We start from the raw sequence: 23245 nt of genomic DNA, 5'->3' as shown, positions 1-23245 counted from the left end.
GCAGCGTCGGCTTACGCTTATAATTATTACAGTTTTGCGCTGACCCAGCCTTTCACACTGGCTAACGCTGCAGGCAGAGCCGCTGCATCCGTACCACCGGCTTGCGCCATGTCCGGACGACCGCCACCCTTACCGCCTACCTGCTGAGCGACCATGCCAACCAGTTCCCCTGCTTTCACGCGATCTGTCACGTCCTTAGACACACCCGCAATCAGAGAAACCTTACCTTCCACTACCGTTGCCAGAACGATAACGGTAGACCCCAGTTGATTTTTCAGATCATCAACCATGGTACGCAACATTTTCGGCTCAACGTCCGCGAGTTCGCTGACCAGCAGCTTCACGCCGTTGATATCAACTGCTTTGCTGGAAAGATTTGCACTCTCCTGCGCCGCAGCCTGTTCCTTCAATTGCTGCAATTCTTTTTCAAGTTGACGCGTACGCTCCAGTACGGAACGAACTTTGTCACCGATATTCTGGCTATCGCCTTTCAGCAGCTGCGCAATATCGCTTAAGCGATCGCTCTCAGCATGCACGGTTTGGATAGCGCCTTCACCGGTTACGGCTTCGATACGACGAACGCCCGCCGCGGTGCCTGACTCGGACACTATGCGGAACAGACCGATATCCCCCGTATGGCTGGCGTGAGTACCGCCACACAGTTCGGTAGAGAAATCCCCCATGCTCAGAACACGCACGTGATCGTCATATTTCTCACCAAACAGTGCCATTGCGCCTTTGGCTTTCGCCGCTTCGAGATCCATGATGTTCGTTTCAATCGGCAGGTTGCGACGAATTTGCGCATTCACCAGATCTTCAACGGCACGGATTTCATCAGGCTTCATAGCTTCGGTATGAGAGAAGTCGAAGCGCAGCACTTTATCGTTAACCAACGAGCCTTTCTGCGCTACATGCGTACCGAGTACCTGGCGCAGCGCCGCGTGCATCAGGTGCGTTGCGGAGTGGTTCAGGCGAATACGCGCACGACGTGCATCATCAACATCGGCCTGTACTGCATCGCCAATTTTCAGAGAACCCGTAGACAGCTTGCCGATGTGACCAATGGCCTGGCCATATTTCTGCGTGTCGCTGACCGCAAAGCTAAAGCCCGCGCCTTTCAGTTCACCCTTGTCGCCAACCTGACCGCCAGATTCCGCATAGAACGGCGTCTGATCCAGAACGACAACTGCGTCCTGACCTGCGTTAATTGCGTCTACTGCTTTACCATCAACAAACAGCGCGGTCACTTTGCCGTTCAGTTCCAGGTGTTCGTAGCCTTTAAATTCAGAGGCGCCATCAACGCGAATCATCGCATTGTAGTCTGCGCCGAAGCCGCTGGCTTCACGCGCACGACGGCGCTGTTCTTCCATTGCAGCTTCAAAACCGGCTTCATCAACCTTAATGTTGCGCTCGCGGCAAACGTCTGCCGTCAGGTCAACCGGGAAACCGTAGGTGTCATACAGACGGAATGCGGTTTCGCCATCCAGCGTATCGCCGGACAGTTTTGCCAGTTCTTCATCCAGCAGCGCCAGACCACGCTCCAGAGTACGTGCAAACTGCTCTTCTTCGGTTTTCAGAACCTGCTCAACCATAGCCTGCTGACGCTTCAGTTCTTCACCTGCTGAGCCCATGACTTCCACCAGCGGACCAACCAGCTTGTAGAAGAAGGTATCCTTCGCGCCCAGCATATTGCCATGACGTACCGCGCGACGAATGATACGGCGCAGCACATAGCCACGGTTTTCATTCGACGGAACAACGCCATCGGCAATCAGGAATGCGCAGGAACGGATATGGTCGGCGATAACGCGCAGCGACTTGTTGCTCAAATCGGTCGCGCCAGTAACTTTTGCCACGGATTCGATCAGTGAGCGGAACAGGTCGATTTCATAGTTGGAGTTAACGTGTTGCAGCACTGCCGCAATACGCTCCAGGCCCATACCGGTATCCACGGACGGTTTCGGCAGCGGTTCCATGGTGCCGTCAGCCTGACGGTTGAACTGCATGAAGACGATGTTCCAGATCTCAATGTAGCGATCGCCATCTTCTTCTGCGCTTCCCGGAGGGCCACCCCAAATATGGTCGCCATGGTCGTAGAAAATTTCGGTGCACGGGCCGCAAGGACCGGTATCACCCATCTGCCAGAAGTTGTCGGAAGCATAAGCCGCGCCTTTGTTATCACCGATGCGGATGATACGTTCGCGTGGAATACCGACTTCTTTCTCCCAGATTTCATAAGCTTCATCGTCAGTTTCATAGACGGTGACCCACAGACGCTCTTTTGGCAGGGCAAACCAGTTTTCACCGGTCAACAGCTCCCACGCGTATTGAATGGCGTCGTGTTTGAAGTAATCGCCGAAGCTGAAGTTGCCCAGCATTTCGAAGAAAGTGTGGTGACGTGCAGTGTAACCGACGTTTTCCAGGTCGTTGTGCTTACCGCCCGCACGTACGCAACGCTGCGAGGTGGTTGCGCGGGAATAATTACGCTTGTCGAGGCCAAGGAAAACATCCTTGAACTGGTTCATCCCGGCGTTGGTAAACAACAAAGTAGGGTCATTGTTCGGTACCAGGGAGCTGCTGGCAACTACCTGATGTCCTTTACTATGGAAAAAATCGAGAAACGCCTGACGGATCTCAGCGGTGCTCTTGCTCATAATTATCCTGAAGAAATCAAGCTAACGAAATGTCATTACCAGCATCGGCACGTAAACTGCGCCTCTGGCAATCGAAAAGTGGGAATAAGATAAGTTTTCTTTACTGGGAAGTAAAATCCCGTATGCGCTCAATCGTCAAAATTTCGCCATATTGCCTGAATATCTTCCATCAGATAGCCACGATAGAGCAAAAAGCGCTGGACCTTTACCTTATCTGAAAAATCTACAGGTAAAGGTTCTCCGTATTTCCGAATGGCCTGATCGCGCGCAAGAACTGCCCAGTCAATTTCGCATTCGCGCATGGCCCGCTCGATAGCCTCACGCGTGATCCCCTTTTGGTTTAGTTCCTGACGTACACGCGCGGGTCCATAGCCCTTACGGCTACGGCTGGCGATAAACTGCTGAACGAAGCGATCATCATCCAGATAACGACTTTCAATACACCAGGCGATGACCTTGTCGTAATCCTCTGGCGTAGCATCAATGTCTTCCGGTCCATTTTTCCCCATCACTGGAGCGGCCAGCTTGCGCCGCAGTTCCTGCTCGCTGTGATCGCGCATTGCCAGAATACGTACGGCGCGGTCAAGAAGTCGTGAATAAGCCGAACGGCGAGAAGTTGCTTCTGTCATAGTGAGCCTTCAGAAATGAAAAAGGGCTGCATGATATGCAGCCCTTTACTATATGCGATTCAAAACATGCGATTCAAAACAGATTATCAGAAATCTTCGTTCGTTTCTTTTACGTCTTCACCGCTGTCATCAACGGAGAAATCAGGCGTTGAATCCTGGTTGTTGAGCAGTAACTCACGTAACTTCTTCTCAATTTCTTTCGCAGTTGCCGGGTTTTCTTTCAGCCAGTTGGTCGCATTCGCTTTACCCTGACCGATTTTCTCACCGTTGTAGCTGTACCATGCACCCGCTTTTTCAATCAGCTTCTCTTTCACGCCCAGGTCAACCAGTTCGCCGTAGAAGTTAATACCTTCACCGTAAAGAATCTGGAATTCAGCCTGTTTGAACGGCGCTGCAATTTTGTTTTTCACGACCTTAACACGGGTTTCGCTACCAACCACGTTGTCGCCTTCTTTCACCGCGCCAATACGACGGATATCCAGGCGGACAGAAGCATAGAACTTAAGGGCGTTACCACCGGTGGTGGTTTCCGGGTTACCGAACATCACGCCAATCTTCATACGGATCTGGTTGATGAAAATCAGCAGCGTGTTGGACTGCTTCAGGTTACCGGCCAGCTTACGCATTGCCTGGCTCATCATACGTGCCGCAAGGCCCATGTGAGAGTCACCAATCTCGCCTTCGATTTCTGCCTTCGGCGTCAATGCGGCAACAGAGTCGACAACGATAACGTCAACCGCGCCGGAGCGCGCCAGCGCATCACAGATTTCCAGCGCTTGCTCACCGGTATCCGGCTGAGAACACAGCAGGTTGTCGATATCAACGCCAAGTTTGCGCGCATAGACAGGATCCAGCGCATGTTCCGCATCGATGAACGCACAGGTTTTACCTTCGCGCTGTGCGGCGGCAATAACCTGCAGGGTCAGCGTCGTTTTACCGGAGGATTCAGGCCCGTAGATTTCGACGATACGGCCCATTGGCAGACCGCCCGCGCCCAGTGCGATATCCAGAGAAAGCGAACCGGTGGAGATGGTTTCCACATCCATGGAACGGTCTTCACCCAGGCGCATGATGGAGCCTTTACCGAATTGCTTTTCGATCTGACCCAGCGCTGCCGCCAACGCTTTCTGTTTGTTTTCGTCGATAGCCATTAATTACTCCTGTCATGCCGCTTTCGGGTTAAACCGCGAAACGTGATAGATAATGTTCTGTTGAGGCAATTATACTGTATGCTCATACAGTATCAAGTATTTTGTAGAAATTGTTGCCACAGGGTTTGTAACGCGTAGACGGTCGCCTGTCGACGTACCGCGTCGCGATCGCCGCTGAAGCATTCCCGGCGGGTAATCCCCTCGCCGCTCACGCTGGCAAAAGCGAACCATACCGTCCCCACAGGCTTTTCTTCACTGCCACCATCTGGCCCCGCAATACCGCTTATCGAAACAGCGAAATGCGCGCGGGCGGCTTTTAGCGCGCCAATCGCCATCTCCACCACGACAGGCTCGCTCACCGCGCCATGCTGGGCCAGCGTCTCTTCGCGCACGCCAATCATCTGCGCTTTAGCTTCATTGCTGTAGGTTACAAACCCACGCTCAAACCAGGCGGAGCTGCCGGCAATATCCGTAATCACTTTGGCTACCCAGCCGCCGGTGCAGGATTCCGCCGTTGTTACGGTTGCACCGCGCGCCTTCAGCGCCAGGCCAACCTTCTCGCTTAACTGCATCAGTTCACTGTCAGTCATTTCAGCCTCTGTCAGTTAAAAAAATATGCCGGACAAGATAGCACTTTCATAACCAATGTGGGGATGGAGAGAACGATTTACGAGGAGGATTCCAAAAATTGCTCCGTGGCATAAATAAGACCTGCCGGATGGCGATACCAGAGCATCTTATCCGGCCTACAAGAGATATCTTCCGGTAGGCCGGTGGAGCGATTACTGCACGCGCGCCAGTGCGACAGCCTGACCCAATTGCCACACGGCCATCGCGTAGTGGGTACTGTGATTGTAGCGGGTGATGGTGTAGAAGTTCGGCAGTCCATACCAGTACTGATAACCAGTACCGATATCCAGGCGCAGCAGGCTGGCCTGCTGATGATTCCCCAACGACTGCTGCGGCGTCAGGCCCGCGGCGGCAAGCTGAGATATGCTGTACTGGGTTTTAAAGCCGTTCGCTAGCCCAGGCGCCTGACCATTGGCCGGAACCGCAACCGTATCGCCTTTCACCCAGCCGTGACCTTTGAAATAGTTTGCCACGCTACCGATAGCATCAACCGGATCCCACAGGTTAATGTGGCCATCGCCATTAAAATCAACGGCATATTGTTTATAGGAAGATGGCATAAACTGGCCATAGCCCATCGCCCCTGCGAAAGAACCTTTCAAATCAAGCGGATCGTCGCTTTCATCTCGCGCCATCAGCAGGAAGGTTTCCAGTTCACCAGAGAAATATTCTGCACGACGAGGATAGTTAAACGACAACGTCGCCAACGCATCCAGAATCCGCGTTTTACCCATCACGCGGCCCCAGCGAGTCTCTACGCCAATAATGCCAACGATAATTTCCGGCGGTACCCCATAGACCTGCCAGGCACGGTTAAGGGCATCTTCATATTGGTTCCAGAAGGCCACGCCGTTTTGCACATTATCCGGCGTGATGAACTGTTTACGATACCGCAACCATGCGCCGTTAGGCCCGGCTGGCGGTTGAGTCGTCGGTGCCTGGCGGTCCATCAATCGCAATACCGAGTCCAGACGCTTGGCCTGCGACAGGATCTCTTGCAACTGCTGGCGGTCAAAGCCGTGCTTGTTCACCATTTTCTCGATGAACTGCTGCGCGTTCGGATTATTGGCAAAATCGCCGCCCGTTTGCATGACATTATGCTGTGGCTCAAGCAGGAAACCGCCGGAAGGCGTACCCGTAGTCGTTTGAGTCTCTGAAGGTTTAGGTTTGCTGCTACAAGCAGCAAGCAATACGAAAAGGGGAAGTAACGCTACATAACGACGCTTGAACATGAGACATCCATTAAACAAATTCAGCCTGGGAGAAGTATGGTAAAGCATCCTCCTCCATACAAGGAAGTAGTAGTCACTCTCCTTCACAGAATTTCCCCCCTCTTGCCCCCCCGACCGGCACATTTGCGATCCCTTACGCACAATCTTTCAAATTAAAATATTTATCTTTCATTTTGAGATCAAAATAACACTTTTAAATCTTTCGATCTGATTAAAATTAGTTACCGTTTGGCAAGATAACTAAAAACCCTACAGGAGAGAATAATGATCGACACCATCACACTCGGTGCTGAGTGGTTTATCGGGTTGTTCCAGAAAGGCGGAGAGGTCTTTACCGGCATGGTAACCGGTATTCTGCCCCTGCTGATCAGTCTGCTGGTCATCATGAATGCGCTAATTAACTTTATCGGTCAGCAGCGCATTGAACGTTTTGCCCAGCGCTGCGCCGGAAACCCGCTGTCCCGCTATCTGCTGCTGCCGTGCATCGGCACATTTGTGTTTTGTAACCCAATGACGCTGAGCCTGGGCCGCTTTATGCCAGAAAAGTACAAGCCCAGCTACTACGCCGCCGCCTCATACAGTTGCCATTCCATGAACGGCTTATTCCCACACATCAACCCTGGTGAACTGTTCGTCTATCTGGGGATCGCCAGCGGACTGACCACGCTGGGTCTTCCGCTCGGCCCGCTAGCGGTGAGCTATTTGCTGGTCGGTCTGGTGACCAACTTCTTCCGCGGCTGGGTGACTGATTTCACCACCGCCATCTTTGAGAAAAAAATGGGCATTCAACTTGAGCAGAAAGTGCATCTGGCGGGAGCAACATCATGACGCGTATTCGTATTGAAAAAGGCACCGGCGGCTGGGGCGGCCCGCTTGAACTGGATGCCGAACCGGGCAAGAAAATTGTCTATATCACCGCCGGGACTCGCCCCGCAATAGTCGACAGGATAGCAAGTCTGACCGGTTGGCAGGCCGTTGATGGCTTCAAAGAAGGCGAGCCGCCGGAAAACGAAATTGGCGTGGCGATCATCGACTGCGGCGGCACGCTGCGCTGCGGGATCTATCCCAAACGTCGTATACCGACGGTGAATATTCACGCTACAGGTAAATCAGGCCCACTGGCCCAGTACATTATCGAAGACATCTATGTCTCTGGCGTAAAAGAAGAAAATATTACCATTGTCGGTGAAGCATCCGCTGCGACAACGCCTGCAAGCAGCACGATTGGTCGCGAGTACGACGCCAGCAAGAAAATTACGGAACAAAGCGACGGTCTGCTGGCAAAAGTTGGGATGGGAATGGGTTCAGCAGTTGCGGTTCTGTTTCAGGCCGGACGCGACACTATCGATACCGTTCTGAAAACCATTCTGCCATTTATGGCGTTCGTCTCGGCGCTGATCGGCATCATCATGGCTTCTGGTCTGGGGGACTGGATTGCCCATGGACTCGCACCACTGGCCAGCCATCCGCTGGGACTGGTCACTCTGGCGCTGATCTGTTCTTTCCCGCTGCTGTCACCTTTTCTCGGCCCCGGCGCGGTTATCGCCCAGGTTATCGGCGTTCTGATCGGCGTACAGATTGGTTTGGGGAACATCCCTCCACATCTGGCGCTACCTGCCCTGTTCGCCATTAACGCCCAGGCTGCATGCGATTTTATTCCTGTCGGGTTGTCGCTGGCCGAAGCGCGTCAGGACACGGTCCGCGTCGGCGTGCCATCTGTTCTGGTGAGCCGTTTTCTGACCGGCGCGCCTACCGTTCTCATCGCCTGGTTTGTTTCCGGCTTTATTTACCAATAAGAGGCACTCAAAAATGACCGTGATTTATCAAACCACCATCACCCGCATCGGACAGAGTGCCCCGGATGCGCTCTGCGACCAGATGCTGATTACCTTTCGTGAAGGTGCCCCTGCGGATATCGAGGAGTTTTGCTTCATCCATTGCCACGGAGAACTAAGCGGCTCATTGCAAGCAGGGATCCAATTTGTGCTGGGTCAGCATCACTACCCGGTCACGGCCGTTGGCAGCGTGGCGGAACAAAACTTACGTGAACTAGGCCATATCACCCTGCGTTTTGACGGACTGAGTGAAGCGGAATTCCCTGGCACCGTACACGTTGCGGGTCCTGTACCAGACGGTATAGCGCCGGGCTGTATTTTGAAGTTTGTTGCTTAAGATTGAAGGAGATAAAGATGAATCAGGTTGCCGTTGTCATTGGTGGAGGCCAGACCCTGGGGGCATTCCTTTGCCGTGGGCTTGCGACAGAAGGATACCGCGTCGCGGTAGTGGATATTCAAAGCGATAAAGCCGCCAACGTCGCGCAGGAAATTAACGCCGAGTTTGGCGAAGGCACCGCCTACGGTTTTGGCGCAGATGCCACCAGCGAGCAGAGCGTGCTGGCGTTATCGCGCGGAGTGGATGAAATATTTGGCCGCGTCGATCTGCTGGTTTACAGCGCGGGTATCGCTAAAGCCGCGTTTATCAGCGACTTTCAGCTTGGGGATTTCGACCGCTCGCTGCAAGTGAATCTGGTTGGCTACTTCCTCTGCGCACGTGAATTCTCACGCCTGATGATCCGCGATGGCGTTCAGGGGCGCATTATCCAGATCAACTCCAAATCAGGGAAAGTGGGCAGTAAACACAACTCAGGTTATAGCGCGGCAAAATTTGGCGGCGTGGGCCTAACCCAGTCGCTGGCGCTGGATCTGGCGGAATACGGGATTACCGTGCATTCGTTGATGCTCGGTAATCTGCTGAAATCACCGATGTTTCAGTCGTTATTGCCGCAATATGCGACCAAGCTTGGCCTTAAGCCAGACGAAGTTGAGCAGTATTACATTGATAAGGTTCCGCTCAAGCGCGGCTGCGATTATCAGGACGTGTTGAATATGCTGCTGTTTTACGCCAGCCCGAAAGCCTCTTACTGCACAGGGCAGTCCATCAACGTCACCGGCGGTCAGGTGATGTTTTAATGTTGAATTGCCGGATGGCGACTGCGCTTATCCGGCAAAATCAAAGGAGTACATATGGTTTCCGCACTGATTACCGTCGCCGCTATCGCCTGGTGTTTGCAACTGGCGCTTGGCGGCTGGCAAATATCCCGCTTTAACCGGGCGTTTGATAAACTCTGCCAACGGGGTCGGGTTGGCGTCGGTCGTTCCGGCGGACGGTTTAAACCACGCGTGGTGGTCGCCATCGCGCTGGATGAGCGGCAACGGGTTACCGATACGTTGTTTATGAAAGGTCTTACGGTATTCGCCAGACCCGGCAAAATTGCCACAATAATGGGCAAACATCTTGATGATTTACAGCCTGATGTGATCTTTCCCCATGATCCGTTAGCGCAGAATGCACTATCATTGGCGCTTAAACTGAAACATGGGTAATTTCGTTGTGAATGCTAATAGCTTGCGAAATTATCATTTTGCAACCTATTAAGTCAGGGTAATCACGCCTATGAAACCTCGTCAGCGTCAGGCTGCCATACTGGAGCATCTGCAAAAGCAGGGAAAATGCTCGGTTGAAGAACTGGCCCACTACTTTGACACGACCGGCACGACCATTCGCAAAGACCTGGTCATTCTGGAAAATGCCGGAACCGTCATTCGTACCTATGGCGGCGTAGTATTAAATAAAGACGAATCCGACCCGCCAATCGATCATAAAACGCTAATCAATACGCATAAAAAAGAGCAGATTGCCGAAGCCGCCGTCCGTTTTATACACGATGGCGACTCTATTATTCTGGATGCGGGTAGCACCGTATTGCAGATGGTGCCGATGCTCACACGCTTTAGCAACATCACCGTCATGACCAACAGTCTGCACATTGTTAACGCCCTTTCGGAGCTGGACAACGAGCAAACCATCCTGATGCCCGGCGGGACCTTTCGCAAAAAATCTGCGTCATTTCACGGTCAGCTGGCAGAAAACGCCTTTGAGCAGTTCAGCTTTGATAAACTCTTCATGGGAACCGACGGCATTGACCTCAATGCCGGCGTGACCACCTTTAATGAGGTGTTTAGCGTCAGTAAAGCGATGTGTAATGCTGCTCGTGAAGTGATTCTGATGGCTGACTCGTCAAAATTCGGGCGCAAAAGCCCCAATGTTGTGTGCAGTCTGGAAAGCGTCGACAAGCTGATTACCGATGCGGGTATCGACCCTGCGTTTCGTCAGGCGCTGGAAGCAAAAGGGATTGAAGTAATCATAACCGGAGAAACCAATGAGTGATGCACTACTGAACGCGGGCCGCCAGACGTTAATGCTGGAACTACAGGAAGCCAGCCGACTGCCTGAGCGGCTGGGCGATGATTTTGTCCGTGCCGCCAATACTATCATCCACTGCGAAGGCAAAGTGATCGTCTCCGGGATTGGAAAATCCGGCCATATTGGCAAAAAAATCGCAGCGACCCTCGCCAGTACCGGCACGCCCGCCTTTTTTGTGCATCCGGCGGAAGCGCTGCACGGTGACTTAGGGATGATTGAAAGCCGCGATGTCATGCTATTTATCTCCTACTCTGGCGGCGCAAAAGAGCTGGATCTCATCATCCCACGCCTGGAAGACAAATCCGTCGCCCTGCTGGCAATGACCGGAAAACCGACCTCACCGCTGGGTCTGGCCGCCAAAGCCGTGCTGGATATTTCCGTTGAGCGCGAAGCCTGTCCGATGCGTCTGGCACCAACGTCCAGCACCGTGAACACTTTAATGATGGGTGACGCACTGGCAATCGCCGTAATGCAGGCGCGCGGCTTTAACGAGGAAGATTTTGCCCGCTCGCATCCGGCAGGTGCGCTGGGCGCTCGTCTGTTAAATAAAGTGCATCATCTGATGCGCCGTGACGATGCCATTCCGCAGGTGACGCTTACCACCAGCGTCATGGACGCGATGCTGGAACTCAGCCGCACGGGTCTTGGCCTGGTGGCGGTCTGCGACGACGCGTCACTAGTGAAAGGGGTCTTTACCGACGGCGACCTGCGCCGCTGGCTGGTTGGCGGCGGAGCGCTCACCACTCAGGTTAGCGAAGCAATGACCCATAATGGCATTACGCTGCAGGCGCAGAGCCGCGCGATTGATGCCAAAGAGATCCTGATGAAGCGCAAAATCACTGCCGCACCGGTGGTAGATGAAAACGGTAAACTCACCGGTGCTATCAACCTGCAGGATTTCTATCAGGCCGGTATTATCTAATCCTTCAGCCCCAGACGTTTCGCCAGCCGGTGCAGGTTGGCGACGTCTGTTTCCAGCGCTCGCGCACTTGCCGCCCAACTATGGTTATTTTGCGCCAGTGCCCGACGGATCATTTCCCGCTGGAAAGACTCTGTTGCCTCACGCAGGCTGTGATGCTGTGGGATCTCCGCAACAACTTCTGCCGCCTGCGGAGCCGGACCTTCATCCAGCAGGGCAAAATGCTGCGCCTCCAGTACCACTTCATCCCCTGCCCTGGTCGCCCTTGCCAGAACCACCGCCCGGTGAATGGCATGTTCCAGCTCGCGCACGTTTCCAGGCCAGCCATAATTCAGCAGATGGCTACGCGCGCCTGGGCTTAACACTACGCGGGAAAGCCCCAGCCGCAGCCGACATTGCTCGCAAAAATAGCCGGCCAGCAGCACCACATCTTCGCCGCGTTCGCGAAGAGGCGGTACGGAAAGGGGAAAGACGCTCAGACGGTGGAACAGATCCGCACGGAAATTTCCGGCCAGCACCTCTTCGCGTAAATCACGGTTCGTCGCCGCCAGCACCCGCACATCCACGCGCAGACTGCGATCGTCACCCACACGCTGAATATCACCGTACTGCAATACGCGCAGCAGCTTAGCCTGTAGTGCTAACGAGAGTTCGCCAATCTCATCAAGAAACAGCGTCCCATTGTCGGCCATTTCAAACTTACCGCTACGATTGCTGATAGCCCCGGTAAACGCGCCTTTTACGTGCCCAAACAGCTCACTTTCGGCTACGGTTTCCGGCAACGCCGCGCAGTTCAGATACACCAGCGGGTTTACCGCGCGCGGCGAACCTTCATGGATAGCTTTAGCCACCAGCTCCTTCCCGGTCCCCGTTTCGCCGCTAATCAGTACGTTGAGATCGGACCCTGCCACAATCTCAATCTCTTTTTTCAGCTGCATCATATTGGGCGACAGGCCAATCATCTGCGTTTCAGTCACCTGCTCGAAAGCCGTCGATGGGCCTGGCAGCATATTCTGGCTTTCCAGTTGTTCAATCAGCAGCGCATTGCTCAGCGCGCCCGCCGCCAGCGCGGCAATCAGTCTAAGCTCTTCATCGCTGAAAACATCGAACTGATCGGGCTCCATGCCATCCAGGGTTAACGCGCCAATCAGATTTTGACCGGCGAACAGCGGTAAGCCAATGCAGGCGTGTACCTTCAGGCTTTCCTGCCCCGGAATCAGCCCATCGTAAGGGTCTGGCAAATCGCTGTCGGCAGGGAAACGAACCACGTCCCCGGCGCGGGCAATCGCCTCCAGACGCGGATGCCCCTCCAGGGTAAAGCGTCTGCCGAGAACATCCTGCGCCAGCCCATCGATCGCCAGCGGAATAAACTGTCGGGACTCATAGCGCAGCAATGCCGACGCGTCGCACTCCAGCACCTGGCGCAAGGTGGTTATCAGGCGTTGAAAACGGTCCTGATGTCCAATACCGCTTTGTAATTCAATGGCGATGCCCGCCAGCACGTCTACGGAAAAGCTCATGACTACCTCATTGTCATTTTGACAATCCATATTGTCATATTGACAATAAAATGAATAGTCATTTTGACTACCACCTAATAATCATCAAACTATAAAACCTTTAAAATCAATAAAATAAAAAATTGGCACGCAACCTGCAATAAGCAAAACATCTTTTTTAGAAAAACGCTGAATTAATTACTGAGGTTGCTATGTCTATTCTGGTTAAAAATAACATTCATTGGGTTGGCCAACGTGACTGGGAAGTTCGTGATTTCCACGGGACTGAATACAAAACGCTGCGCGGTAGCAGCTACAACAGCTATCTCATCCGTGAAGAAAAAAATGTCCTGATCGATACAGTAGACCACAAATTTAGCCGTGAATTCGTGCAGAACCTGCGCAGTGAAATTGACCTCGCGGATATCGACTACATCATCATTAACCACGCGGAAGAAGACCATGCCGGGGCGCTGACCGAGCTAATGTCCTGCATCCCGGATACGCCGATTTACTGCACAGCCAACGCCATTGACTCCATCAACGGGCACCACCATCACCCGGAGTGGAATTTCAACGTGGTGAAAACCGGTGATTCACTGGACATTGGTAACGGCAAACAGCTGATCTTCGTTGAAACGCCGATGCTGCACTGGCCTGACAGCATGATGACCTACATGACCGGCGACGCGGTGCTGTTCAGTAACGACGCCTTCGGTCAGCACTACTGCGACGAACGTCTGTTTAACGACGAAGTTGACCAGACCGAACTGTTCGAACAGTGCCAGCGTTACTACGCCAATATCCTGACGCCGTTCAGCCGTCTGGTTACACCGAAAATCACTGAGATCCTCGGCTTCAACCTGCCGGTCGATATGATTGCCACTTCTCACGGCGTGGTATGGCGCGACAACCCAACGCAAATCGTTGAGATGTACCTGAAATGGGCGGCGGATTACCAGGAAGACCGGATCACCATTTTCTACGACACCATGTCCAACAATACCCGCATGATGGCGGACGCCATTGCCCAGGGCATCAACGAAGTTGACCCGAACGTGGCGGTGAAAATCTTTAACGTCGCCCGTAGCGATAAAAACGAAGTTCTGACTAACGTCTTCCGCTCTAAAGGCGTGCTGGTCGGTACTTCGACGATGAACAACGTGATGATGCCGAAAATCGCGGGTCTCGTGGAAGAGATGACCGGCCTGCGTTTTCGTAACAAACGCGCCAGCGCTTTTGGCTCACACGGCTGGAGCGGCGGAGCGGTAGACCGTTTATCCACGCGCCTGCAGGATGCAGGTTTCGAGATGTCGCTAAGCCTCAAAGCCAAATGGCGTCCGGACCTGGATGCGTTGGAACTGTGCCGCCAGCACGGCCGTGAAATTGCTCGTCAGTGGGCGCTTGCTCCACTGCCGGAAACAACCGTGAAAGCAGCATCCAAAGAAGAAGAGTGCGCCTGCGCAGCAGCCGCAGCAGCCGATCTCGGTCCATGCATGCAATGCAGCGTGTGCCAGTGGATTTACGACCCGGCAAAAGGTGAACCGCTGCAGGATGTTGCGCCGGGAACGCCGTGGAGCGACGTGCCTGACAACTTCCTGTGCCCGGAATGTTCATTAGGTAAAGACGTCTTCGACGTACTGGCAACGGAGGCAAAATGAGTCGCGGAATTGTCATTATTGGTTCGGGCTTCGCTGCCCGCCAGTTAGTCAAAAATATCCGTAAGCAGGATGCAAATGTCCCGCTGACCCTGATTGCTGCGGACAGCATGGATGAGTACAACAAGCCCGATCTCAGCCATGTTATCAGTCAGTCGCAGCGTGCAGACGACCTCACCCGCCAGTCGGCGGGAGAGTTTGCCGAACAGTTTAATTTACGCCTGTTCCCGCACACCTGGGTAACCGACATCGACGCTGATGCTCACGTAGTGAAAAGCCAGGATCATCAGTGGCAGTACGACAAGCTGGTACTGGCGACGGGCGCTTCAGCCTTTGTACCGCCCGTTACCGGACGTGAGTTAATGCTCACGTTGAACAGTCAACAAGAGTACCGCGCCTGTGAAACTCAGCTGCGCGACGCACAGCGGGTACTGATTGTCGGCGGCGGCTTGATTGGCAGCGAACTGGCGATGGATTTCTGTCGTGCCGGTAAAGCGGTGACGCTTATCGACAACGCCGCCAGCATTCTGGCTTCGCTGATACCGCCGGAAGTCAGCAGTCGCTTACAGCATCGTCTGACCGATATGGGTGTACATCTGCTGCTGAAATCGCAGCTTCAGGGGCTGGAGAAAACGGCGTCGGGTATTCTCGCCACGCTCGATCGTAGCCGCAGCGTAGAGGTCGATGCGGTGATCGCCGCAACCGGTCTGCGCCCGGAAACTGCATTGGCACGCCGCGCCGGATTGAACATCAACCGTGGCGTCTGCGTCGACAGCTACCTGCAAACCAGCCATCCGGATATTTACGCACTCGGCGACTGTGCGGAAATTAACGGTCAGGTACTTCCGTTCCTGCAACCGATTCAACTGAGCGCCATGTATCTGGCGAAAAACCTGCTCGGCGGCAATACGCCGTTGAAGCTGCCAGCCATGCTGGTAAAAGTCAAAACGCCGGAACTGCCATTGCATTTGGCCGGGGAAACCCAGCGCCGCGATTTGAACTGGCAAATTGCCGCCGAAACGCAGGGGATGGTCGCCAGAGGGATGAACGACGAAGGTCAGCTGTGCGCGTTCGTCGTCAGTGAAGACCGCATGAAAGAGGCCTTTGCGTTGCTGAAAACGTTGCCCGTGTAAATCGTGATGCCGGATGGCGGCTTTGCTTTATCCGGCTACGCTGCTACTGATTTATTAACCTCACGCACATGGATGTGCGTTGCCATTTGTCGGTATGCCCCGACATGTTTTTCTTGCCCCGCCAGTCCCGGGGCTTTTTTATTTTTGTGCCAACGCTCGCGCCGCGGCAATCACGCCTTGCCCCAACGACAACCCACCGTCGCCCGCCGGTAAACGCTGGGGAAACAGTAAAGTAAAATCATGCAGATAAATAGCCAGACGGGCTGACAATAAACGGTTATGCATCACGCCGCCGCTAAATACTAACGTCTTGATTCCACGCGCTTCGGCCTGCTCTCGCATCAGAGTAGCAAACCCACGCGCCAGCGCGTCGTGAAACGCCCACGCTCTTTCCGCTGGTTTGGCCTGCCAGTTCAGCCATTGCTGCCAAAAAACCGCTAAGTCCAGTTCATTGCCATCAAGCGGCACCGTGACAGGATGATCAACATCATCACACTGCGATGCCAGCGCCTCCAGCGCGCAGGCCGCTTCTCCTTCATAACTCAACGAGTCCGGCGCACATTGCAGCGCAGCGGCAACGGCGTCAAACAACCGTCCGCACGATGACGCCAGCGGAGCGTTGATCCCCCGTTCAATAGCGCGCGCCAGCACATTCCAGCTTTGATGCTGCAGCGCAGATGTTTCCGGATAACGCTGCCAGTCAGGAACAAAACGCAGGCACTGCGCGAGCAGGTTACGCCACGGCTGTTTTGCCGCCAGATCGCCGCCCGCCAGCGCTACCGCAGGTAAGCCGCCAAGGTGTTCGCATTCACGATAGTTGACCCGCAAACACTCTCCCCCCCACAGCGCGCCGTTTTCCCCCATGCCGATACCGTCTAACGTCAGAGCAATCACGTCGCCACCGTCGAGCGGCCAGCCGTGCTCGGCAAGACACGCAGCGGCATGCGCATGGTGATGCAGCGCCGTTTCAACTGGCAGCTCCATTTCGCTGGCCCACTGGCTGGAAACATAGCCAGGGTGTGCATCGTGCACAATACGCTGCGGCGTAAAGTCATAAATGCTCTGGATCAGGCGCAGCGCATCACGCCACTGCTGCTGAATGCCGTCATCGCTGAGATCGCCCAAATGCTGGCTGATAACCGCCTGTTCGCCACGCATCAGACAGAAAGTATTTTTCAGATCCGCGCCTAAGCACAGCATCGGCGGCACATCGCGAAATCCTGGCGGCAGTGCTACCGCATCCGGTACGTAACCCCGGGAACGACGCAGCATTTCCCCACTTTCACGCACCACCGAGTCATCCATCCGCTGCACAATTTCGCGGTTATGCAGCAGGAAACCGTCAGCAATGTCGCGTAAATCTTCCAGCGCCTGCGCGTTGGTAATGGCCGGAGGCCTGCCGCTGAGATTGCCGGAGGTCATCACCAGTGGGCAATTCATCTCTTGTAAAAGTAAATGCTGTAACGGATTCGCGGGCAGCATGACGCCAACTTCCGTTAACCCTGGCGCAATTCCTTCGCTCAATGCCGCGACATAGCGCTTCTGTACCAGCACGATCGGCGCGGCAGGGGTAGTCAGCAAACGACGAGCGGGTTCAGGTAGCCCGTCATCACCTGGCAGCATTACCGCCAGAGGTTTTGCCGGACGGCGTTTGCGCAACCTGAGCAACGCTATGGCATCATCATTTCGCGCATCACACACCAGATGAAACCCGCCAATGCCTTTAACGGCCACAATACCGCCTGCTTTCAGCCGCGATACCGCCGCCTGCAGCGCCTCTTCTTTCTCCGCCCGCTCATCCGCGCTGAACCACTCAAGATGAGGGCCGCAGGCCGGACAGGCAACGGGCTGGGCATGGAAGCGACGATCATACGGGTCGCGATACTCTTTATCGCATTGCGCACAGAGTGGGAACGACGCCATCACGGTGAACGGCCGGTCATAGGGCATGGCGCGGATAATCGTAAAACGTGGACCACAGTGGGTGCAGTTGATAAAGGGGTATCGGTAGCGACGTTCGCCGGGGGTGTTCATTTCAACAAGGCATTCGGGACAGGTCGCGGCGTCAGGAACGATTTGCGTATTCATCGTACCGCCAGCGCTTTGACGAATCGAGAAATCGGCAGGCTGCTGCGTCCAGGCGAATGGTTCGCTCTCAACGCTGTCAATACGCGCCAGCGGTGGGCAGTGTTGATGCAACTGTGCAATAAACTCCGCCGGATCTTCCTGTACACGCACAACCACACCGTCACCGTCGTTACACACATCGCCATGCAGTTGTAACCGCTGCGCCAGTTGCCAGACGTAGGGGCGAAATCCGACACCCTGTACCTTACCGCGAATACGCAGTTGTACGCCGGAGTGGTTGTTTATTGTCATTAGGTAGTCCCGCAGTCATCTATCCCCGTAGGCCGGATAAGGCAAAGCCGCCATCCGGCATAAGTACTGCCGTATTTTACGCGGATTTTCAGATATCAGAACAGCAAAGATGCGGTGGAATCCAGCGCCGCGCGACGGCGTTTTTCCGCGCTCAATTGCTCAAGCTTATTGCGATCCACATAAATCAGCGCGTGAGTCGGGCAGACTTCCATACAGGCAGGGCCGGCCTCACGGTGGTGGCACAGATCGCACTTATTGGCTTCTGCTTTTTCTGCACGGACGTTCAGACCCGCGCCGCTGTTACGCACAACCGGGCGCACAACCACTTCCATTGCGCCATAAGGGCACGCCACAACGCAGGTTTTACACCCAATGCAGCGTTCCTGCATCACGTGGACAAAGCCTTTATCACGGCTGATAGCACCGTTCGGGCAGACGTTAGCGCACGGCGCGTCTTCGCACTGGCGGCACAGCGTCGCCGTGGAGACATTAACGCCTTTGATGACGTGAATGCGGGGTAAAAAAGTTTCAGGGGTCAGCGATGCGCAGTCCTGGTTATCCTGATGGGATACCACGCAGGCCACTTCACAGGTACGGCAACCAATGCATTTATTGGCGTCTGCAATGATGAAACGGTTCATCAATTTCTCCAGCAATGACAGAATATCTGCCGAAGCATTCACAAATCGTGCCAGATTTTAATTGACTGTTATTAAAGGTTTTTTATTCTGACGAATGCAGGAAAGGCGTGTCATCGTCACTAGTGACGATGACAAATGACAGCCGTCAGCGCAAGACAAGCGGCGCAACAGAGTCGCGTTGGATGAGTTCGCCGGTGAAGGTTTTTGGCGGCGTAAATGCCCCGTCATCCAGCATAAAGATCAGACGTCCAATCGTTTCCTGAATCATTTCCGTCACCGGTATTTTGACGCTGGAAAGCGCCGGAATAGTGTATGGCGCGAGGGCGATATCATCGAAGCCAATCACCGACACCTGTGCAGGAACGCGCACGCCATGCACGTGCAACTGCTTCATCGCGCCGATCGCCATATCGTCATTACTGGCCACCAGCGCGGTGAATTTGACCTTGCGCGAAAGTAAAGTATCCACACCCGCTGCGCCGCAGGCTGGCGTCCATTTCCCGTTAACAATCAGATCATTGTTTAGCGGGATACCATGATGCGCCAGCGCGTCTTTATAACCTGAAAGTCGCTCCACGCCGGTAGGGGAATCCATTGAGCCGGTAATAAATCCAATCTCTTTATGCCCGGCGGCAATGAGCTGAGTAACGGCGTTGAAGCTGGTTTGCTTTTGATCGCACCACACACTGTGGCTACTGTTTTTCCGCAGGCGTCGATTAAGCACCATAATCGGCTGGCTGTGGGCGTCGATGATATCGTCTATCTCATCCACGCTGAGAAAACGCGGATAGATCATAATCGCGTCACAGCGCAGGTCGAGCAGGTACTGGATCGCCTGGCGCTCTTCCTCAGCGCTGTGTTTACCGTCAGCCAGTAACAGCTGGCGTCCTTTATCTTCCGCCATCCGCGCGGTATGAAACAGCAGCTCGCTGAAATAGACGCCGTGATAAAGGGTATTTGTTACCACCAGACCCAGCGTCTGCGTGGTTTTCGCTGCGAGACTGCGGGCCAGCAAGTTTGGGCGGTAACCACTCTCTTCAATGGCCTGAAACACGCGGTCTTTGGTCTCCTGGCTGACATAGCCGTTTCCGGAAAGCACCCGGGAAACGGTCGCTTTCGACACCCCGGCACGCTTCGCCACCTCCAGCATCGTGGTCATATTACTCATCCCTATTCTCTCAATGTGACGCAGTGTACTGCACCGTTTCGCCGCTGTCCTTGCTGCTAAATCGCAGACGCTGACATCTGGTGATCGGAGTCACAATTACAAAAAGTGATCAAAATTAAATCTTGCTCATTATTCATAATTTAAACATGATTTTGTGGAACCGGTTTCCTATCTGTGTTTCATTCACTCAGAAAAGCGACCAACGTAAACGGATAAAACATAACGTACTCTACTGATAAAACAGGATTAAATCCGATGTCCAAGAATTATGCAGCGCTGGCGCGCTCCGTTGTGACGGCTCTGGGAGGCGTCGACAACATCACAGCAGTGACCCACTGCATGACCCGTTTGCGTTTCGTTATCAAAGATGACTCGCAGGTCGACAGCGCGACGCTGAAGACGCTCTCTGGCGTGCTCGGCGTGGTGCGTAACGATAACCAGTGCCAGGTGATTATCGGCAACACCGTTTCGCAGGCGTATCGTGAAGTGGTCAGCCTGTTGCCTGCCAACATGCAACCTGCTGAGCCGCAGACCAAACCCCGACTGACGCTGAAGCGGATTGGCGCGGGGATCCTCGACGCGCTGATCGGCACCATGTCTCCGTTGATCCCGGCAATTATCGGCGGATCAATGCTCAAGCTGCTGGCGATGGTTCTGGAAATGACCGGCGTGCTGGTGAAAGGTTCGTCCACACTCACCATTCTGACCGTTATCGGCGACGGCGCATTTTTCTTCCTGCCGCTGATGGTCGCCGCTTCGGCAGCCATCAAATTCAAAACCAACATGTCGCTGGCTATCGCCATCGCAGGGGTACTGGTGCATCCCAGCTTTATCGACCTGATGGCGAGGGCCGCGCAGGGTGAACACGTTGAGTTCGCCCTGATCCCGGTGACGGCGGTGAAGTATACCTATACGGTGATCCCGGCACTGGTCATGACCTGGTGTCTGTCTTACATCGAACGCTGGGTCGATCGCATCACTCCGGCGGTGACCAAAAACTTCCTGAAACCGATGCTGATCGTACTGATCGCCGCCCCACTCGCCATCGTCATCATTGGCCCGGTAGGCATCTGGATCGGGAGTGCGATTTCCGCGCTGGTGTATACCATTCACGGCTATCTCGGCTGGCTGTCGGTAGCCATTATGGGCGCGCTGTGGCCGCTGCTGGTAATGACCGGTATGCACCGCGTCTTTACGCCAACCATCATTCAGACTATTGCCGAGACCGGAAAAGAAGGCATGGTGATGCCGTCTGAAATCGGCGCCAACTTGTCGTTAGGCGGTTCATCGCTGGCAGTAGCATGGAAAACTAAAAACCCGGAGTTGCGTCAGACGGCGTTAGCGGCAGCTGCCTCAGCCATTATGGCGGGTATTTCCGAACCTGCGCTGTATGGCGTGGCGATCCGCCTGAAACGTCCGCTGATTGCGAGCCTTATCAGCGGCTTTATCTGCGGCGCCGTTGCCGGAATGGCCGGACTGGCAAGCCACTCCATGGCGGCTCCGGGCCTGTTCACCAGCGTACAGTTTTTCGATCCGGTCAATCCGATGACCATCGTCTGGGTATTTGGCGTGATGGCGCTGGCAGTAGTGCTTTCCTTTGTATTAACACTGATTCTCGGCTTTGAAGATATTCCTGTCGAAGATGCAGCCGCGCAGGCCAGAAAAAATCAGGCCGCACAACCGGGCAATATCAATGGAGCCAGCATTTGACTGGTATCAACTGAGGTTAATTATGTCTGTTTTTCCGCAAGGATTTTTATGGGGCGGCGCACTGGCCGCCAACCAGTCTGAAGGGGCATACCGGGAAGGCGGCAAAGGGCTGACCACCGTCGATATGATCCCTCACGGCGCACACAGGATGCCCGTCAAACTGGGTCAGGAAAAGCGCTTTACGCTTCAGGATGACGAATTTTATCCCAGCCATCAGGCGATCGACTTTTATCATCGCTATAAAGAAGATATCGCGCTGATGGCGGAAATGGGGTTTACGGTTTTTCGTACTTCCATTGCCTGGAGCCGTCTCTACCCTAACGGCGATGAACTGACGCCGAATGAAGAGGGAATCGCGTTTTACCAGAGCGTGTTTGCCGAGTGTAAAAAATACGGAATTGAGCCGTTGGTCACGCTGTGCCATTTCGATGTGCCAATGCATCTGGTCACCGAGTACGGCTCCTGGCGTAACCGCAAAATGGTGGAGTTCTTTACCCGCTACGCCCGTACCTGCTTCGAGGCGTTCGACGGTCTGGTGAAGTACTGGCTGACCTTCAACGAAATCAACATTATGCTGCATAGTCCCTTTTCTGGCGCCGGGCTGGTATTTGAAGAAGGTGAAAATCAGGATCAGGTTAAATACCAGGCCGCGCACCACGAACTAATAGCCAGCGCCCTGGCGACTAAAATTGCCCATGAAATTAATCCGCAAAACCAGGTCGGTTGTATGCTGGCTGGCGGCAATTTTTATCCTTACTCCTGTAAACCGGAAGATGTATGGACCGCGCTGGAAAAAGACCGCGAAAACCTGTTCTTTATTGATGTGCAGGCGCGCGGGGCTTACCCCGCATACTCTGCCCGTGTGTTTCGCGAAAAAGGCGTGGTGATAGAAAAAGCCCCGGAAGATGACGACATCCTGAAAAACACCGTCGATTTTGTCTCGTTTAGCTACTACGCATCGCGCTGTGCCTCTGCTGAAATGAACACCGGCAATACCAGCGCCGCCAACGTGGTGAAATCGCTGCGTAATCCATATATTGCCACCAGCGAATGGGGCTGGGGCATCGATCCGCTCGGTCTGCGCATTACCATGAACATGATGTATGACCGCTACCAGAAACCGCTGTTTCTGGTGGAAAACGGGCTGGGGGCGAAAGATGAAATCGATGCTAACGGCGAGATCAATGACGACTATCGCATCAGCTATTTACGCGAGCACATTCGCGCCATGGCAGACGCTATTGAGGATGGCGTGCCGCTGATGGGTTACACCACCTGGGGCTGTATTGATCTGGTTTCTGCCTCAACCGGTGAGATGAGCAAACGCTACGGTTTTGTGTATGTGGACCGCGATGACGCGGGTAACGGCACGCTGGCGCGCACCCGCAAGAAATCATTCTGGTGGTACAAAAAAGTGATCGCCAGCAACGGTACCGATCTGGCCTGACGGGCCTGCCGGAGGGGTCTACAGCCCTCCGGCAGAAGTACGTATTTTCATTTCATTTATTGCATTCAAAATGTGGAATCATCCTTCCAGTTTCAGGTTTGCTCGCGCCCTTTTTTACTGGCATTTTATTCA

The 23245-nt window shown here is 54.1% G+C and carries 20 protein-coding genes; 11 read left to right on the top strand and 9 right to left on the bottom strand.

Features of this window, described 5'->3' with window-relative positions; translation table 11 throughout:
• Window positions 1-26: 26 nt before the first annotated feature.
• The 5 genes from alaS to mltB form a co-directional block, all read right to left on the bottom strand.
• The gene (alaS, locus tag WHR59_RS05235) at window positions 27-2654 is read right to left on the bottom strand and encodes an alanine--tRNA ligase (protein ID WP_338843686.1); all 2628 of its coding nucleotides are present in this window, start codon (window positions 2652-2654) and stop codon (window positions 27-29) included.
• Window positions 2655-2782: 128 nt separating this feature from the next.
• Window positions 2783-3283: a recombination regulator RecX gene (gene recX, locus WHR59_RS05230; protein ID WP_047409232.1), complete on the bottom strand. Its 501-nt coding sequence runs from the start codon at window positions 3281-3283 to the stop codon at window positions 2783-2785.
• 86 nt (window positions 3284-3369) lie between these two features.
• Window positions 3370-4434: a recombinase RecA gene (gene recA / locus WHR59_RS05225; protein ID WP_003037330.1), complete on the bottom strand. Its 1065-nt coding sequence runs from the start codon at window positions 4432-4434 to the stop codon at window positions 3370-3372.
• Between the two features lie 92 nt (window positions 4435-4526).
• A complete protein-coding gene (pncC, locus tag WHR59_RS05220) occupies window positions 4527-5024 on the bottom strand; it encodes a nicotinamide-nucleotide amidase (protein WP_047409230.1) in 498 nt (165 codons plus the stop codon).
• Between the two features lie 192 nt (window positions 5025-5216).
• Window positions 5217-6296, bottom strand: coding sequence for a lytic murein transglycosylase B (gene mltB, locus WHR59_RS05215; protein WP_032947148.1), 1080 nt, complete (start codon window positions 6294-6296; stop codon window positions 5217-5219).
• A 264-nt stretch (window positions 6297-6560) separates the two neighbouring features.
• Here mltB and srlA point away from each other — a divergent pair, with 264 nt between their 5' ends.
• The 7 genes from srlA (at window position 6561) to gutQ (ending at window position 11481) form a co-directional block, all read left to right on the top strand.
• Window positions 6561-7124: a PTS glucitol/sorbitol transporter subunit IIC gene (srlA, locus tag WHR59_RS05210; RefSeq protein WP_003825953.1), complete on the top strand. Its 564-nt coding sequence runs from the start codon at window positions 6561-6563 to the stop codon at window positions 7122-7124.
• The gene (gene srlE / locus WHR59_RS05205; RefSeq protein ID WP_075145739.1) at window positions 7121-8092 is read left to right on the top strand and encodes a PTS glucitol/sorbitol transporter subunit IIB; all 972 of its coding nucleotides are present in this window, start codon (window positions 7121-7123) and stop codon (window positions 8090-8092) included. The genes srlA and srlE overlap by 4 nt, the downstream gene beginning before the upstream one ends.
• Window positions 8093-8105: 13 nt before the next feature.
• On the top strand, window positions 8106-8468 hold the full coding sequence (srlB, locus tag WHR59_RS05200) for a PTS glucitol/sorbitol transporter subunit IIA (RefSeq protein ID WP_043017328.1): 363 nt from the start codon (window positions 8106-8108) through the stop codon (window positions 8466-8468).
• 17 nt (window positions 8469-8485) lie between these two features.
• The gene (gene srlD / locus WHR59_RS05195) at window positions 8486-9265 is read left to right on the top strand and encodes a sorbitol-6-phosphate dehydrogenase (protein ID WP_003037345.1); all 780 of its coding nucleotides are present in this window, start codon (window positions 8486-8488) and stop codon (window positions 9263-9265) included.
• 54 nt (window positions 9266-9319) lie between these two features.
• The gene (gutM, locus tag WHR59_RS05190; RefSeq protein WP_043017330.1) at window positions 9320-9679 is read left to right on the top strand and encodes a transcriptional regulator GutM; all 360 of its coding nucleotides are present in this window, start codon (window positions 9320-9322) and stop codon (window positions 9677-9679) included.
• 70 nt (window positions 9680-9749) lie between these two features.
• Entirely contained in the window at window positions 9750-10523 is a 774-nt protein-coding gene (gene srlR / locus WHR59_RS05185) for a glucitol operon DNA-binding transcriptional repressor SrlR (protein ID WP_003037350.1), read from the top strand.
• A complete protein-coding gene (gene gutQ, locus WHR59_RS05180; protein WP_038633059.1) occupies window positions 10516-11481 on the top strand; it encodes an arabinose-5-phosphate isomerase GutQ in 966 nt (321 codons plus the stop codon). The genes srlR and gutQ overlap by 8 nt, the downstream gene beginning before the upstream one ends.
• On the opposite strand, the gene norR is transcribed toward gutQ, so the two are convergent.
• Window positions 11478-12998 carry a nitric oxide reductase transcriptional regulator NorR gene (norR, locus tag WHR59_RS05175; protein ID WP_080626190.1) on the bottom strand — a complete coding sequence of 507 codons (1521 nt, stop codon included), beginning with the start codon at window positions 12996-12998 and terminating at the stop codon, window positions 11478-11480. The two genes, gutQ and norR, sit on opposite strands and share 4 nt — an antisense overlap.
• Window positions 12999-13189: 191 nt before the next feature.
• Between norR and norV the strand changes: the two genes are divergently transcribed.
• Both norV and norW read left to right on the top strand, forming a co-directional pair.
• On the top strand, window positions 13190-14638 hold the full coding sequence (norV, locus tag WHR59_RS05170; protein ID WP_075145736.1) for an anaerobic nitric oxide reductase flavorubredoxin: 1449 nt from the start codon (window positions 13190-13192) through the stop codon (window positions 14636-14638).
• Entirely contained in the window at window positions 14635-15768 is a 1134-nt protein-coding gene (gene norW / locus WHR59_RS05165; RefSeq protein WP_181231133.1) for an NADH:flavorubredoxin reductase NorW, read from the top strand. Before norV ends, norW begins: the two co-directional genes overlap by 4 nt.
• 138 nt (window positions 15769-15906) lie before the next feature.
• On the opposite strand, the gene hypF is transcribed toward norW, so the two are convergent.
• From hypF to WHR59_RS05150, 3 genes are all read right to left on the bottom strand, one after another.
• The gene (gene hypF / locus WHR59_RS05160; RefSeq protein ID WP_181231132.1) at window positions 15907-18147 is read right to left on the bottom strand and encodes a carbamoyltransferase HypF; all 2241 of its coding nucleotides are present in this window, start codon (window positions 18145-18147) and stop codon (window positions 15907-15909) included.
• A 95-nt stretch (window positions 18148-18242) separates the two neighbouring features.
• Window positions 18243-18788 carry an electron transport protein HydN gene (gene hydN, locus WHR59_RS05155; RefSeq protein ID WP_003037366.1) on the bottom strand — a complete coding sequence of 182 codons (546 nt, stop codon included), beginning with the start codon at window positions 18786-18788 and terminating at the stop codon, window positions 18243-18245.
• A gap of 145 nt (window positions 18789-18933) precedes the next feature.
• Complete coding sequence (locus tag WHR59_RS05150; protein ID WP_043017976.1) at window positions 18934-19947, bottom strand: LacI family DNA-binding transcriptional regulator; 1014 nt, start codon at window positions 19945-19947, stop codon at window positions 18934-18936.
• A 264-nt stretch (window positions 19948-20211) separates the two neighbouring features.
• Here WHR59_RS05150 and ascF point away from each other — a divergent pair, with 264 nt between their 5' ends.
• On the top strand, window positions 20212-21666 hold the full coding sequence (ascF, locus tag WHR59_RS05145; RefSeq protein WP_047409216.1) for a PTS cellobiose/arbutin/salicin transporter subunit IIBC: 1455 nt from the start codon (window positions 20212-20214) through the stop codon (window positions 21664-21666).
• A 22-nt stretch (window positions 21667-21688) separates the two neighbouring features.
• Entirely contained in the window at window positions 21689-23113 is a 1425-nt protein-coding gene (locus WHR59_RS05140; protein WP_043017977.1) for a 6-phospho-beta-glucosidase, read from the top strand.
• Window positions 23114-23245 lie beyond the last annotated feature (132 nt).

The sequence above is a fragment of the Citrobacter europaeus genome, from assembly GCF_037482245.1.
Lineage (GTDB): Bacteria > Pseudomonadota > Gammaproteobacteria > Enterobacterales > Enterobacteriaceae > Citrobacter > Citrobacter europaeus.
Note: the sequence above shows the minus strand (reverse complement) of the source record. Positions and strands in the feature narration are given on the sequence as shown.

Bases quoted from the DNA above. Each gene is read 5' to 3' on its own strand.
- alaS (WP_338843686.1), bottom strand. From the start codon at position 2,654: ATGAGCAAGAGCACCGCTGAGATCCGTCAGGCGTTTCTCGATTTTTTC.
- recX (WP_047409232.1), bottom strand. From the start codon at position 3,283: ATGACAGAAGCAACTTCTCGCCGTTCGGCTTATTCACGACTTCTTGAC.
- recA (WP_003037330.1), bottom strand. From the start codon at position 4,434: ATGGCTATCGACGAAAACAAACAGAAAGCGTTGGCGGCAGCGCTGGGT.
- pncC (WP_047409230.1), bottom strand. From the start codon at position 5,024: ATGACTGACAGTGAACTGATGCAGTTAAGCGAGAAGGTTGGCCTGGCG.
- mltB (WP_032947148.1), bottom strand. From the start codon at position 6,296: ATGTTCAAGCGTCGTTATGTAGCGTTACTTCCCCTTTTCGTATTGCTT.
- srlA (WP_003825953.1), top strand. From the start codon at position 6,561: ATGATCGACACCATCACACTCGGTGCTGAGTGGTTTATCGGGTTGTTC.
- srlE (WP_075145739.1), top strand. From the start codon at position 7,121: ATGACGCGTATTCGTATTGAAAAAGGCACCGGCGGCTGGGGCGGCCCG.
- srlB (WP_043017328.1), top strand. From the start codon at position 8,106: ATGACCGTGATTTATCAAACCACCATCACCCGCATCGGACAGAGTGCC.
- srlD (WP_003037345.1), top strand. From the start codon at position 8,486: ATGAATCAGGTTGCCGTTGTCATTGGTGGAGGCCAGACCCTGGGGGCA.
- gutM (WP_043017330.1), top strand. From the start codon at position 9,320: ATGGTTTCCGCACTGATTACCGTCGCCGCTATCGCCTGGTGTTTGCAA.
- srlR (WP_003037350.1), top strand. From the start codon at position 9,750: ATGAAACCTCGTCAGCGTCAGGCTGCCATACTGGAGCATCTGCAAAAG.
- gutQ (WP_038633059.1), top strand. From the start codon at position 10,516: ATGAGTGATGCACTACTGAACGCGGGCCGCCAGACGTTAATGCTGGAA.
- norR (WP_080626190.1), bottom strand. From the start codon at position 12,998: ATGAGCTTTTCCGTAGACGTGCTGGCGGGCATCGCCATTGAATTACAA.
- norV (WP_075145736.1), top strand. From the start codon at position 13,190: ATGTCTATTCTGGTTAAAAATAACATTCATTGGGTTGGCCAACGTGAC.
- norW (WP_181231133.1), top strand. From the start codon at position 14,635: ATGAGTCGCGGAATTGTCATTATTGGTTCGGGCTTCGCTGCCCGCCAG.
- hypF (WP_181231132.1), bottom strand. From the start codon at position 18,147: ATGACAATAAACAACCACTCCGGCGTACAACTGCGTATTCGCGGTAAG.
- hydN (WP_003037366.1), bottom strand. From the start codon at position 18,788: ATGAACCGTTTCATCATTGCAGACGCCAATAAATGCATTGGTTGCCGT.
- WHR59_RS05150 (WP_043017976.1), bottom strand. From the start codon at position 19,947: ATGACCACGATGCTGGAGGTGGCGAAGCGTGCCGGGGTGTCGAAAGCG.
- ascF (WP_047409216.1), top strand. From the start codon at position 20,212: ATGTCCAAGAATTATGCAGCGCTGGCGCGCTCCGTTGTGACGGCTCTG.
- WHR59_RS05140 (WP_043017977.1), top strand. From the start codon at position 21,689: ATGTCTGTTTTTCCGCAAGGATTTTTATGGGGCGGCGCACTGGCCGCC.